The organism is Streptomyces sp. NPDC058685 (genome assembly GCF_042714725.1).
Lineage (GTDB): Bacteria > Actinomycetota > Actinomycetes > Streptomycetales > Streptomycetaceae > Streptomyces.
Genome location: NZ_JBHXSL010000032.1, coordinates 13145 through 26954, shown reverse-complemented (window position 1 = coordinate 26954; position 13810 = coordinate 13145). Strand labels below are relative to the sequence as shown.

8 protein-coding genes are annotated in these 13810 nt (G+C 71.5%); 2 read left to right on the top strand and 6 right to left on the bottom strand.

Annotated features, from left to right (window positions below; translation table 11 throughout):
• Window positions 1-7: 7 nt before the first annotated feature.
• Both dnaK and ACFWU3_RS23820 read right to left on the bottom strand, forming a co-directional pair.
• Window positions 8-1900, bottom strand: a complete 1893-nt coding sequence (gene dnaK / locus ACFWU3_RS23825) for a molecular chaperone DnaK (protein ID WP_384441072.1) — start codon at window positions 1898-1900, stop codon at window positions 8-10.
• Between the two features lie 370 nt (window positions 1901-2270).
• The gene (locus ACFWU3_RS23820) at window positions 2271-3464 is read right to left on the bottom strand and encodes a hypothetical protein (protein WP_384441069.1); all 1194 of its coding nucleotides are present in this window, start codon (window positions 3462-3464) and stop codon (window positions 2271-2273) included.
• A gap of 356 nt (window positions 3465-3820) precedes the next feature.
• Between ACFWU3_RS23820 and ACFWU3_RS23815 the strand changes: the two genes are divergently transcribed.
• Together ACFWU3_RS23815 and ACFWU3_RS23810 are read left to right on the top strand one after the other, a co-directional pair.
• The gene (locus ACFWU3_RS23815) at window positions 3821-4579 is read left to right on the top strand and encodes a hypothetical protein (RefSeq protein ID WP_384441066.1); all 759 of its coding nucleotides are present in this window, start codon (window positions 3821-3823) and stop codon (window positions 4577-4579) included.
• A 401-nt stretch (window positions 4580-4980) separates the two neighbouring features.
• Window positions 4981-7020: a M4 family metallopeptidase gene (locus ACFWU3_RS23810; RefSeq protein ID WP_384441063.1), complete on the top strand. Its 2040-nt coding sequence runs from the start codon at window positions 4981-4983 to the stop codon at window positions 7018-7020.
• Window positions 7021-7103: 83 nt separating this feature from the next.
• Here ACFWU3_RS23810 and ACFWU3_RS23805 read toward each other — a convergent pair whose 3' ends face one another.
• The 4 genes from ACFWU3_RS23805 to ACFWU3_RS23790 form a co-directional block, all read right to left on the bottom strand.
• On the bottom strand, window positions 7104-8354 hold the full coding sequence (locus tag ACFWU3_RS23805) for an alginate lyase family protein (protein WP_384441060.1): 1251 nt from the start codon (window positions 8352-8354) through the stop codon (window positions 7104-7106).
• A 204-nt stretch (window positions 8355-8558) separates the two neighbouring features.
• Window positions 8559-11225: an alpha-glucan family phosphorylase gene (gene glgP, locus ACFWU3_RS23800; protein ID WP_384441057.1), complete on the bottom strand. Its 2667-nt coding sequence runs from the start codon at window positions 11223-11225 to the stop codon at window positions 8559-8561.
• A gap of 138 nt (window positions 11226-11363) precedes the next feature.
• Complete coding sequence (locus ACFWU3_RS23795; protein ID WP_384441054.1) at window positions 11364-12656, bottom strand: flavin-dependent oxidoreductase; 1293 nt, start codon at window positions 12654-12656, stop codon at window positions 11364-11366.
• A gap of 23 nt (window positions 12657-12679) precedes the next feature.
• The gene (locus ACFWU3_RS23790; protein ID WP_384441051.1) at window positions 12680-13801 is read right to left on the bottom strand and encodes a monodechloroaminopyrrolnitrin synthase PrnB family protein; all 1122 of its coding nucleotides are present in this window, start codon (window positions 13799-13801) and stop codon (window positions 12680-12682) included.
• Window positions 13802-13810: the final 9 nt, after the last annotated feature.

The following is a 13810-nucleotide window of genomic DNA, read 5'->3' as shown; positions in this document are numbered from 1 at the left end:
CCGCACCTCAGCTCTTGTCGAATTCGGCGTCGATCACGTCGTCCTCGGACCCGCCGGGACTCGCGGCTCCGGCGTCGGCCCGGTCCTGCCCGGCTGTCTCCGCGCCCGCGGGCTGGGACGCCAACGAGGCGTAGATCTGCTGGAGTTCGGAGGTCAGCGGCCTGACCTTGTCCACCGGCGCCGACTGCTGCACGGCCTCGCGCGCTTCGGTGACGAGCATCTCGGCCCGCGCCTTCTCGTGCGACGGCGCGGCGTCGCCCATCTCACCGAGGCGTCGTTCGACCTGGTACGCGACGGCGTCCAGCTCGTTGCGGGCGTCCACGGCCTCGCGCAGGGCCTGGTCCTCCCCGCGGTGCCGGTCGGCCTCCTGGACCATCCGTTCGACCTCGCTCTGGTCGAGGTTGGATCCCTCGCTGATGGTGATGCTCTGTTCCCTCCCGGTGTCCTTGTCGCGCGCGGTGACGTTCAGGATGCCGTTGGCGTCGACGTCGAAGATGACCTCGACCTGCGGCTCGCCGCGCGGTGCGGGGCGGATGTCGGTGAGCTGGAAACGGCCGAGGACACGGTTGTCCGCGGCGAGTTCGCGCTCGCCCTGGAGGACGACGATGTCGACCGCGGCCTGGTTGTCCTCGGCGGTGGAGAAGGTCTCCGTACGGCGGACGGGGATCGTCGTGTTCCGCTCGATGATCTTGGTCATGACTCCGCCGCGGGTCTCCACACCCAGGGACAGCGGGATGACGTCGAGCAGCAGAACGTCCTGGACCTCGCCCTTGAGCACACCGGCCTGGATCGCGGCGCCGAGCGCCACGACCTCGTCCGGGTTGACGCTCATGTTCGGGTCCTTGCCGCCGGTGAGGCGGCGGACCAGCTTCTGCACGGCCGGGATTCGCGTCGATCCCCCGACCAGGATGACCTCGTCGATGTCGTTCTCGCTGACCTTGGCGTCGGCCATCGCCTGCTTGACGGGTTCCAGGGTCCGCTCGACCAGGTCCGCCGTGATCTGGTCGAACGTGGAGCGCATGACCGTCTCGGTGAGGTGCTTGGGGCCCTCGGCGTCCGCGGTGATGAACGGCAGATTGACCTGGGTCTGGGTCACCGAGCTCAGTTCCGTCTTGGCCTTCTCCGCCGCTTCGAAGAGCCGCTGGAGCGCCTGCGGGTCCTTGCGCAGGTCGATGCCGTTGGACTGCTGGAAGTTGTCGGCCAGGTGGTCGACGAGGCGGCGGTCGAAGTCGTCGCCGCCGAGGTGGCTGTCGCCGGAGGTGGAGCGCACCTCCACCACGCCGTCGCCGACGTCCAGGATGCTCACGTCGAAGGTGCCGCCGCCGAGGTCGAAGACGAGCACGGTCTCGTGCCCCTTCTTCTCCATCCCGTAGGCGAGGGCGGCGGCGGTCGGCTCGTTGATGATCCTCAGGACATCGAGGCCCGCGATGCGGCCGGCGTCCTTGGTGGCGGTGCGCTGCGCGTCGTTGAAGTAGGCGGGCACCGTGATGACGGCCTCGGTGATCTTCTCGCCGAGCTGCTTGCTCGCGTCGTCGACGAGCTTGCGCAGGACCAGGGCGCTGATCTCCTCGGGCGCGTACATCTTGTCGCGCACCTTGAAGCGCGCGACGCCGCCCTCGCCCTCGACGACGTCGTAGGCGACGGCCTTGGCCTCGTCGGAGATCTCGTCGTAGTGGCGGCCGATGAACCGCTTGGCCGAGTAGATCGTGCCCTTGGGATTGAGGATCGCCTGGCGGCGGGCCAGCTGTCCCACCAGCCGCTCCCCGTTGTCGGAGAAGGCGACGATGGAAGGCGTCGTGCGGGTGCCTTCGGCGTTCGGTACGACAGTCGGTTCACCCCCTTCCCACACGGCTATCACCGAGTTGGTGGTGCCCAGATCGATTCCGACTGCCTTACCCATGAGGAACTCCTTCGCCTGGCACTTCCCGGCATCCGCCCGTACCTGGGGGGCGTTTCCGTTGGGGGTGGGGCTGTGGGACGGCGTTCCGCGCGGTCCCGCCGTCACGCGGTGCGGGCACATGCCGACCCGGCTCGTGGCCACGGGGGCAGGCGTACGGCATCGGGCCGTGCCTCCGCCGGCGCGACGAACGGCCCCGGAGCATCGCCTCGGAGGGCATCACCGCTCGGTGTCTGCTCGCCCCCTCATCGTACCGAAAATGCCCAAATCGGATGAAACGCACAATTGCTGGCATGCCCGGTGTGGAAGACGGTATGCCCGGTGCCGCGAACGAGTTGGACCGAGCGAACCGCTCCGCGGGGCCGGGGACCGGCTACGGCGGGCCCGAGCCGTTCAGCCAGAAGGCTCCGTAGACGGCACCCGCCGCGGTCATCGTGGCCAGCGTCGCCCAGAGGTACGCGGTGCGTGACCGGGCGAGCACCACCGCGAGCGGCAGCAGCAGCGGAAAGGCCGGCATCAGAAGGCGCGGCTTCGAGCCGAAGTAGCCCGAGGCACCCAGCGCCAGCAGCGTGACGACGGCCGAGTACACCACCAGAGCCACCGGCTGGCCCTGCCGCAGGCCGATCCGGTGCGGCCACGCGGCCAGCAGGAACAGCAGGACGACCACGACGGCTGTCACGACGCCCGAGTGGGCGGAGGAGGAGAGGAAGCGGGCGAAGGCGATGCCTCCGTCGAAGCCGTTGCCCCAGCCCGCCTGCACATCGAGATATCCGAGCACATGACCCTGCCGGTGCCCCACCCACAGGACGAAGCCCGCGGCGCCCAGCGGCGCGATCACGCATCCCGCGGCCATGGCGGGCAGCGAGTCCGGGAGCCGGCGCCTCGTGCGCAGACTGTCCACCGTCGCCGGCAGCGCGGCGACGAGGAGGGCGGCGCACACGGCCAGCCCTATGGGTCGCGTGAGGCCCGCGAGAAGGGACAGCATTCCCGCGGTGATCCATCGTCCGGTGAGGACGGAGTACAGGGACCAGGCCGCGAGGGCGACGAAGAGGGACTCGCTGTACGCCATGGACTGGACGATCCCGACGGGCAGGGCCGCCCAGAGGCCCACCAGGACGAGACCGGCCCGAGGGCCGTGCACATGGCTCGCCACGGCGAAGATCCCCCACGCGGCCGCCACCGAGGCCAGGGCGCTCACCACGAGTCCCGCGTCGGGCAGGCTCAGCGGGCTCACCGCCGACAGACCCTCCTCCAGCCAGGGCAGCAGGGGGAAGAAGGCCATGCCGGACAGGCTCCGCCCGTCGGGCGCCTGGAGGGTGAAGTCGTAGCCGTGCTCGGCGACGCGGGTGTACCAGAGCGAGTCCCAGCGCCTGCTCAGCAGGACGTGGGCGCTCTTGCCGGTGGCCGCCGACCAGAGGGCCAGGACGACGAGGCCGAGGCAACGGATCGCCACGAAGAGCGCGAGCGAGGGCCGGGCGGCGCGAAAGCTGTTCCGTAGCGCCGCCAGGCGGGCGGCGACGAGGTCGCCGGGTGCGCGGAGCGACGGACGGGACGAGGTGATCGACATACAGCCTTCTGGGAGACGCCGTGGAGCGGGCAGGACGGACCATTGAACCCCGGGGCTGCCGCGGAGACCTATTTCGACGGTGCGCGGTCCCTTCCTTCCGGGGTGCGCGGACCGGCCCCGATCGCGCCGTCGGCGCAGCGGCCGCTCGGGCCCCATGCGCACCGTCCGTCTCTTCCCCCGGCACGGACCGTCCGCTGTCCGGCCCCACGTGCCCGTCCCCGCGCGGGCCGTCCCCTCTCCGCCGTACACGCTCCGTCCACGCACGTGACCCCCCGGCCAAGCACGCGGACGCGTCCCTCCGCCCGGCACGCAGCCACCACGACCCGCGCCCACCCGCGTATGTGATCGTGGGCGGCATGACGACTGATGCGACACCGGACCCGGCTCCGGAGACGGTGGTGGTGCCCGAGCTCTACGTCGGCTACCCCGGTGTGGCCTTCGGGGGCTTCGTGGCGGGGCTGCTCGCCGAACGGTCCGGCGCGGGCACCGTACGGGTCGACTTCCGCGGGCCCGTGCCGGTCGGGGTGCCGGTTCCGATCTCCGGGACGACGGACGCGGGCTGGGCACTGGGTCCCGCGGACCGTCCGCTGGCGACGGCGCGCCCCGCCGGACCCGACGACCGCCGGACCGAAGCGCCGCCGGCGCCCGGGTGGGACGAGGCGGTCGCCGCCACCGAGGCCTTCCGGGCGGCGCCGCCGCCGGGAATGGTCGACTGCTTCGGCTGCGGGCTGGACCGTACGCCCGACCGCGGGCTGCGCCAGCACTGCACACCGGTCCCGGGCCGCGACGTCGTCGCCTGCGGCTGGATCCCCGACCCGGCGCTCGCGGACTCCGACGGGCTGCTGCCGCCCGAACTGGTGTGGGGCGCGCTGGACTGCCCGGGGAACTGGGCGGGACGGCTGCTCGGGACCCAGCAGGCGGGTGCGGTGACGGCGTCCCTGACCGCCACACTGCTGCGCCCGGTGGCCGCGGCGGCGCCGCACGTCTCGTACGCCTGGCTGCGCGAGGAGTCGGGCCGCAAGCACACCATGGGCGTCGCCCTGGCAACGGCGGGGGGCGAGCTGTGCGCGGTCGCCGAGGCCCTGTGGCTGGATCCGCGACCGCCGGCCGCGTGACCCCGCGGGCCCGCCGACCGCCTCCGGACGGGCAGGTCCGAAAGGACGCGACGAGGGGCGCGGAACGCGCCACACTTCGGGGCGTTCGCCGCGGGCGGCGCGTACCCTCCCCCGGCCTGTCCGTTCGAACGGAACGCACACAGGTTTGATGTCGGGATTGTCGGCGGCTCAGGGCTTGTACGCCCGCCGGCCGGCGCCCCGGTGATGATCGACGAAACGTTCGCTTAACGAACATGACCAAACGGGCACCGGACGAAATCCGGCCAACTTGTTGACGCGGTCCTGACAGGACCCGTTCACCCCTGCGACTCTTCCCCCGTTCCACGCACCACATGCTCCGCAGGCTCTGCCCGGACGACCCCACCCAGTCGTCCGGTACCCCCCTCGCAGAAGGAGTTCGCGTGAGACCCACGCCTCGCCGGCGCACCACAGCGACCGGAGCGCTCATAGCCACCGCGGCCCTCCTTGCCGTCGGATTCCAGGCCGGACCCTCGTCGGCCGATCCGGCGGCATCCGCCGTTCCGGCATCGGCGCAAGCAGGGAAGGCCGACCCCGGCGCCCTGCCGCTGAGCCTGAGCCCCGCCCAGCGCGCGGAGCTCATCCGCAAGCAGAGCGCCACCACGGCGGCCACCGCGGCCGAACTGGGCCTGACCGCCCAGGAGAAGCTCGTGGTCCGGGATGTCACCCAGGACCGCGACGGCACCACCCACACCCGCTACGAGCGCACCTACGCGGGCCTGCCGGTCCTCGGCGGCGACCTCGTGGTCGCCGAGAGCAAGGCCGGCGCCACCGAGTCGGTGACCAAGGCCTCGAAGACGGTGCTCAAGGACGTCGACACCAGCGCCGACGTGACACCGGCCGCCGCGGAGAAGCAGGCACTCGGTCTCGCCAAGGCCGAGGGCTCCACCAAGACCGACGCGAACCGCGCGCCGCGCAAGGTGGTCTGGCTGGCGCAGGGCAACAAGCCGGTCCTCGCCTACGAGACCGTCGTCGGCGGCCTCCAGCACGACGGCACTCCGAACGAGCTGCACGTCGTCACCGACGCCACCACGGGCAAGAAGATCTACGAGTGGCAGGCCGTCGAGAACGGCACCGGCAACACGCAGTACAGCGGCCAGGTGACCCTCGGCAGCACGCAGTCCGGGTCCACGTACAACCTCACGGACGCCGGACGCGGCAGCCACAAGACGTACAACCTCAACCGGGGTACGTCGGGCACCGGCACGCTGTTCTCGGGTCCGGACGACGTCTGGGGCAACGGGCAGGCCTCCAACCTGGAGACCGCCGGCGCCGACGCCGCCTACGGCGCGGGTCTCACGTGGGACTACTACAAGAACGTGCACGGCCGTTCCGGCATCCGGGGTGACGGTGTCGGCGCGTACTCCCGCGTGCACTACGGCAACAACTACATCAACGCCTTCTGGCAGGACAGCTGCTTCTGCATGACGTACGGCGACGGCGCGGGCAACGCCAAGCCGCTCACGTCGATCGACGTCGCCGCGCACGAGATGACGCACGGTGTCACGGCGGCCACCGCGAAGCTCGTCTACAGCGGTGAGTCCGGCGGCCTCAACGAGGCGACCTCCGACATCTTCGCGGCGGCGGTGGAGTTCCACGCCAACAACACCCAGGACAAGGGCGACTACCTCGTCGGCGAGAAGATCGACATCAACGGCGACGGCACCCCGCTGCGCTACATGGACAAGCCGAGCAAGGACGGCGCGTCCAAGGACGCCTGGTACTCGGGCATCGGCGGCATCGACGTGCACTACTCCTCGGGCCCGGCGAACCACTGGTTCTACCTGCTCTCCGAGGGCAGCGGCGCGAAGACCGTCAACGACGTGAACTACGACTCGCCGACCTCCGACGGTCTGCCGGTCACCGGCATCGGCCGGGAGAAGGCCGCGCTGATCTGGTACAAGGCGCTCACCACGAAGTTCAACTCGACGACGAACTACGCGGCGGCCCGTACCGGCACGCTCGCGGTCGCGACCGAGCTCTACGGCGCCACCAGCGCCGAGGTCAAGTCCGTGACCGACGCCTGGGCCGGCATCAACGTCGGCGCCCGTCCCGGCGGCGGCGACCCCGACCCGGGCGGCGTCTTCGAGAACAGTGCCGACGTCGCGATCCCGGACAACGGTGCCGCGGTCACCTCGACGGTCAACGTCACCGGCCGCACCGGCAACGCCCCGGCCGCGCTGAAGGTCGGCGTGGACATCATCCACACCTGGCGCGGCGACCTGGTCGTCGACCTGGTGGCGCCGGACGGCACGGTGTACCCGCTGAAGCCGTTCAGCTCCTCCGACTCGGCGGACAACGTCCAGACCACCTACACGGTCAACGCCTCCTCCGAGGCGGCGAACGGTGCCTGGAAGCTGCGGGTCCAGGACCGGGCGCGGCTGGACACCGGCTACATCAACAGTTTCAAGCTGACCTTCTGATCCTTCGGGATCATCGGTCGCACAGCCGCCCGGGGTGGATGTCCACCCCGGGCGGTTTCGCGTGTCCGGCGCCTGATGTTCGGTCAGCTGGGGTTGCCGGCGTGGGTGAGCGTCTCCCAGCCGACGAACAGGTTGTTGGACCCGGCGGGCCGCTGCTGCTCGGTGAGCCTCTGGGTGTTGCTCATGTCGATGCCCATACGGGTGTGCAGGGCGTTGAACCCGACCTCGGTGACCGGCCCCAGCTTGTCCTTGAGGCTGCCCTTGCAGAGGTTGCCGGGAACCGGGGTGCCGAGCTGGTACTTGGCGTGCAGCCCGAGCGCGTGCCGCAGCCGGTCGGCGATCTCGGGGTAGAGGTCCTGGCCCTGGATGCGGGTGGTCTCGGCGAAGTGCGAGATGGCGGAGAGCCCGTAGCCGGTGTGGGTCAGATCGCGGCAGGTCTCCTGGCTGAGCCCGTCCATGAAGGTCGACTGGCCCTGCCAGTAGCCGATGATCTTGTCCCGGGTGTTGAGGCCGGACCCCGGCGCGGTCTTGGGCAGTGCGCCGTCGGAGGCGATGTAGATGTACGCCGGGACCCGGCCGCGGAACGTGGTGACGGCCTTGTCGTACGCCGTGCGGTCCTCCAGGAAGACCGCGATGCCGATCGCGGCCTCCATCATGCTCAGCTCCCAGTTGCCGTTGGAGTGCGAGCCGTTGATGACCTCGGGCAGGTAGACGTTGCGCAGCATGGTGCCGAAGCGCGCGGAGTTGGGCCAGGAGCTGTAGGTGTACTTGATGATCTCGGCGGCCCGCGGCCACGAGGAGCCCGCCCAGCCGGTCTGGAGCGGGGCGTTGCTGTTGGTGTGGTCCTTGATCACGGCGGACCAGGCGTCCATGATCTGGACGGCCTTGGCGGCATAGCGGCTGTCACCGCTGATGTACCAGGCGAGCGAGAGGGTGTACGCGGCGATCGCGTCCTCGCGCTCGTCGGTGCATCCGTTGTTGGGGTTGGAGTACGAGCCGCACTCGACGACCGCGCGGGGCTTGGCGGTACGCGAGAGCGAGGCGTATTTGCTGCCCATCATCTGGTCGTAGGCGCCCTTCCAGGGCTGGGCGTTCGCCTGGACCTTGGCCTTGACGAAGTCGAGCTGGGGGCGGCTGACGAGCACGCCGGGGTGGGTGAAGGCGGCCGGGGCCGCGGCAGCGGCGGCCGTCTTCACGGTGCCCCGAGGGGCCTCCTTCACGGCGGAGGCCGGGGATATGAGGGTGGCGGCGAGCACGCCGGCCAGCGCGGTGGACAGGGCGAGCGCGAGCGTTCGCGGCCTGCGCAGGGCGTGGGAGGTGGATCCGGTGCGCATGGGGATGCCTTCCGGGTGGGGGGCGAAGGTTCCAACAGGGTTCACTCATATGAACGTTGAGCGCGAGAGTGAACGCGATGGTGGACCAGGAAACTAAAGGCATCCCATGTGCACGTCAAGACACTGAGTTCACGTCATGAAGAAAGTGTGCCCGGCCGCATCGCGGCCGGGCACACAGCACAAACGCTCCCGAAGGAGCAGGGGTCAGCGCATCAGTACGCCCGCGCCCTCCCCCGTCGCCTCCGTGGGAAGGGCCACCAGACCCAGATCCGCGCTGGCCGCGAGCAGCCGGTGCGCGGGCAGGATGCGGACCGTGTAGCCGAACGGGCCCGTGCGGTCCAGCGCGAGCGGACCCTCGTACACCCAGCGGCCCTCCATGTCCGGGCCGCTCGCCGGTTTCAGCGGGAAGGTCTGGGCGTCGGCGATCGCGTCGTCGGAGTCCACCCGGCCCGCCACCGCCTGCACTTCCACGTCGTCCGGCTCCAGGTCGCCGAGCGCGACCCGCACCCGCAGCCCGAGCGTGGCGCCCAGCTCCGCCGTGCCCTCGGACGCCGGCTGCTCCGACGCCTCCACATGGTCCACAGCGACCCGCGGCCACGCGGTCCTCACCCGCCGCTTCCAGGAGGCCAGTTCGCGTGCGCTCTCCGCGCCCAGCGCCCGATGGGCCCGGGCCGCCGGTGCGTAGAGGCGCTCGACGTATTCGCGCACCATGCGCCCCGCCAGCACCTTGGGGCCGAGGGTGGTCAGCGTGCGGCGGACCATCTCGATCCACCGCGAGGGCAGGCCCTGGTCACCGCGGTCGTAGAAGCGCGGGGCGACCCGGTTCTCGATCAGCTCGTAGAGGGCCGCGGCCTCCAGGTCGTCACGGCGGTCGTCGTCGGTGGCCGCGCCGTCCGCGGTGGGGATCGCCCACCCGAAGTCCGGCTCGAACCACTCGTCCCACCAGCCGTCCAGCACCGACAGGTTGAGGCAGCCGTTCAGCGCCGCCTTCATCCCGCTGGTGCCGCAGGCCTCCAGCGGCCGCAGCGGATTGTTCAGCCAGACGTCGCAGCCGGGGTAGAGCTTCTGCGCCATGGCCATGCCGTAGTCGGGCAGGAAGACGATGCGGTGCCGCACCCGCGGGTCGTCCGCGAACCGCACCAGCTCCTGCACCAGCCGCTTGCCGCCGTCGTCCGCGGGGTGGGCCTTGCCGGCCACGACGATCTGCACCGGCCGGGTGGGATGCAGCAGCAGCTCCATCAGCCGGTCGCGGTCGCGGAGCATCAGCGTGAGCCGCTTGTACGACGGCACGCGGCGGGCGAACCCGATGGTGAGCACGTCCGGGTCGAGGACGTTGTCGACCCAGCCCAGCTCCGCCCCGTCCGCGCCCCGCTGCCGCCAGGACGCGCGCACGCGCCGGCGCACCTCGGTCACCAGCTGCTCCCGCAGCTCGCGGCGGAGCCCCCAGATGTCGGCGTCGGGGATGTCGGCGACGGCGTCCCAGGGCCCTGTGTCACCGACGGACATGGCGTCCTCGGCGCGGTCCGCACCGATCCGGCGCGCGCCGAGCCGGAACACCTCGGGCGCCACCCAGGTGGGCGCGTGCACGCCGTTGGTGACGGAGGTGATCGGCACCTCCTCGGCGTCGAAGCCCGGCCACAGGCCGGCGAACATGCCGCGGCTCACCGCGCCGTGCAGGGTCGAGACCCCGTTGGCGCGCTGGGCCAGCCGCAGTCCCATGACGGCCATGTTGAAGAGGTTGGGCTCGCCTCCCGGATAGGTCTCCATGCCGAGCTGGAGGATCTTCTCCACCGGGACCTCGGGCAGTTCGGCGTGCTCGCCGAAGTGGCGGGCGACCAGCTCCCGGTCGAAGCGGTCGATGCCGGCCGGCACCGGGGTGTGCGTGGTGAACACGGTCCCCGCCCGTACCGCTTCGAGAGCCGCCTCGAAGTCCAGGTCCCTGCCGCCCTGCTCGGCGGCCCGGCCCAGTTCGCGGATGCGCTCCAGGCCGAGGAAGCCGGCGTGCCCCTCGTTGGTGTGGAACACCTCGGGTTCCGGGTGTCCGGTGAGCCGGCAGTACGTCCGCACCGCCCGCACTCCCCCGATGCCCAGCAGCATCTCCTGGAGCAGCCGGTGTTCGCTGCCTCCGCCGTACAGCCGGTCGGTGACGTCGCGCTCGCCGAGGCCGTTCTCCTCGACGTCCGAGTCGAGCATCAGCAGCGGCACCCGGCCGACGTGGGCGACCCAGATGTGCGCCCGCAGCGAGCGTCCGCCGGGCAGCGCGAGGGACACCCGTGCCGGAGTGCCGTCCTGTTCCCGCACCAGGGTGACCGGCAGCTCGTTCGGGTCGAGCACCGGATAGTGCTCCAGCTGCCAGCCGTCGCGGGAGAGGGACTGGCGGAAGTAGCCGTGGCGGTAGAGCAGTCCGACGCCGATCAGCGGTACGCCGAGGTCGCTCGCGGCCTTGAGGTGGTCGCCGGCGAGGATGCCGAGACCGCCGGAGTACTGCGGGAGCGCGGCGGTGACGCCGAACTCCGGAGAGAAGTAGGCGACGGCGGCGGGGAACTCCGGCCCGCCGTCGCCGGAGGTGCCGCTGTGCGTCTGGTACCACCTGCGTCCGTGCAGATAGTCGTCCAGATCGGCGGCCGCGGCGGCCAGCCGGTGCAGAAAGGGTTGGTCCCCGGCCAGCTCCGCCAGCCGGGAGGCGGACACCGAGCCGAGCAGCCGCACGGGATCGCCTCCGGCCGCCCGCCACCCCGCGGGGTCGACGGCCTGGAAGAGGTCTCGGGTCTCGGTGTGCCAGGACCAGCGCAGATTGCGCGCGAGATCGCTGAGCGGGCGCAGCGGTTCGGGGAGGACGGGGCGGACGGTGAATCGACGAATGGCCTTCACGGGTCCCACCTTCGCAGGGGAGGTACGCATCCGAGGGGACGCACGGCGGTGTGCGTCTCTCCGTCATGCACGACGTTAGTCGCACCCCGCCCTCCGCAACCACGGCGCGCGGAGCCCGGTGGATGCTCGCCGGGGCATTCAGCGCCGGGCGCGCACCGTGGGGCCGTAGGGGGAGCCGAGGTTGACCGTGGTGGGATCGAAGGCTCCGGTGGCGGCGTACCGTGCGGCGATCTCGTCCCGCTCCGCCCGCGGGATCACCTCGTCGATGTCGGTGAAGCCGCCGGGGGCGCGCTCGTGGGCGAGGTTGATGACCACCTCGGGGCCCAGCCTGCGGTTGGCCCGCTGGAGTTCGGTCATGGCGGGCCTTCGGTCGGCCTCGTACGCGGCCAGCGCATCGACCGGGTCGGGGTGCTGGGCGAGGGCGTGGGCGAGAGCGCGGCCGTCGACGACCGACTGCGTCGCCCCGTTGGAACCGATGGGGTACATGGCGTGGGCGGCGTCCCCGATCAGAGTCGTACGGCCGTGCGACCAGCGTTCGAGCGGTTCGCGGTCGACCATCGGGTACTCGAACGCGGCGTCGGCCGCGTTCAGGACCTCCTCGACGCCGACGCCGTCGAACTCCCACCCCCGGTAGTGGTGCAGAAACCTGCTCAGGGGGACCGGGCGGTTCCAGTCGCCGCGCGGGTTCGCGCCGCCGGCCGTGTCGGCGGGCATCGCGAGCGCCCAGTTGACCAGCACCTCGCCGGTGTCCGGGTCCGGTTCGGTCATCGGGTAGACCACGGCCTTCTGCCGGTCGTCGCCGGCGATGACCATGAAGCGGCCGGCCCGCTCGGCGGGCAGCCGGGACACCCCCCGCCACACGAGCATGCCGTTCCACGGCGGATCGCCCTCACCGGGGTTGAGGGCCGCGCGGACGGTGGAGCGGATGCCGTCGGCGCCGATGAGGACGTCCGGTTCGAGGGAGGCACTGCCCCGGCGCCCGCCGTCACGGTGCTCCAGCTGCACCCGGGGGCGGCGGCCGCCGCCCAGCGCTTCGACGGCGGTCACCCTGACTCCGCCCACCACGGCCCCCGTCCCGAGCCGTTCGCGCACCGCGTCGCCGAGGGCGCCGAGGAGTTCGTCACGCTGGATGGACAGCTGCGGCCAGTGGTACCCGGCGCCGGTGCCGCGGGGCTCCCGGGAGACGAGTGAGCCGCTGCGGTGGTAGTAGCGCAGCTCGCGTGTGGCGAAGGAGCGTTTCTCCAGACGTTCGAGCAGTCCGAGCGCGTCGAGTTCGCGTACCGCGTTCGGCATGAGGTTCAGCCCGGCGCCGACCGGCCGGCTCTCGTGCACCGCCTCGACGACGGTGACCCGCCGGAAGCCCGCGGTGTGCAGGGCGAGCGCCGCGGTGAGGCCGGCGATGCCGCCGCCGGCGATCATGAAGTGGGTCATGGGTCGGGTCTCCTGGGACGTCGTCAGGCAACGGGGGCGGGCGGGCGCTCGACGGACCGGCGTACGAGCGTCTCGTTGTCCCGGGTCAGGTCGAGCACCGACCGCAGCAGCTCGATCGGGGCGCCGCCGCTGCCCGTCTCGTACTGCCGCACCTCCTCGCTGTAGGCCTTGCGGGCGATGGTGAAGTGGCGGGCGCGGAAGGTCTTGAGGATGCGCAGCACACGGGCGAGGGAGACCGCGGACCGGGCGAGCTGCGGCGGCAGCCGGTCGGCCTCCTCCCAGCTGATGGCGGCGGAGAGCTTGGAGACCGCGGAGACGCCGCCCCGGTGCGTGGCGTAGTGGTCGCGCCAGGACGGGAGGCTGTAGCGCACCGACTCGTCGAGGAAGTCGTCGTACGCCGGGCTGCTGCGGTCGCACTGCCACAGCGTCAGATCGACCAGCCACAGCGGCACCTGGGCGGCGGCGGGGCCGAGGTAGTCGGCGCCCGCCACGTCGATCTCCTCGAAGTAGCAGCGCATCTCCTTCGCGAAGAAGACCGGGGAGACCTGGGCGACGGTGAAGTCGATGGAGTCGACCATGGACCGGACGTGCCGGGCGGTGCGGTCCAGGGCGCAGGCGAACCCGGGGTCGTACGGTTCGAGGCGGGCGAGTTCGGCGCAGGTGTCGAGCGAGGCGACGAGGCCGGGGAACACCATCCGGACGGCTTCCTGGAGGTGGGCCTCCATCGGGTCGCCGGTGTACATGCGCTGACGGTCGCCGAGCGGGTTCCAGGTCGTGTAGTGGTGCACGGTGTCGCGCGGCACCATGTCGGTGCGCCGGCCGAGTTCTTCGAGCACCGGCAGCGCCTCGGGCACGGCGGTCAGCGGCTGTACGCCGTGCCGCTTGAGCGAGCCGAGCAGGATGCCCAGATCCCGCATGGCGGCGAGGGCGTCGGTGACGCCGAGGGCCGCCAGCCGGTCGGCGACGGGCAGGACGGTGCGCAGGGCGACGGTGAGAGCAGCGGTGTCGGCGTCGGCGTTCATCGCCGGGACGGCGGCGAGCAGGGCGTCGGCTCCCAGCGGGTCGGCGGCGCGTATCTCGGCTATCCGGTAGCGCGGATCGCCGCTTCGTTCTATTCCGGGCGCGACAAGGTCGTACAGGGTCAACGGAGGTCC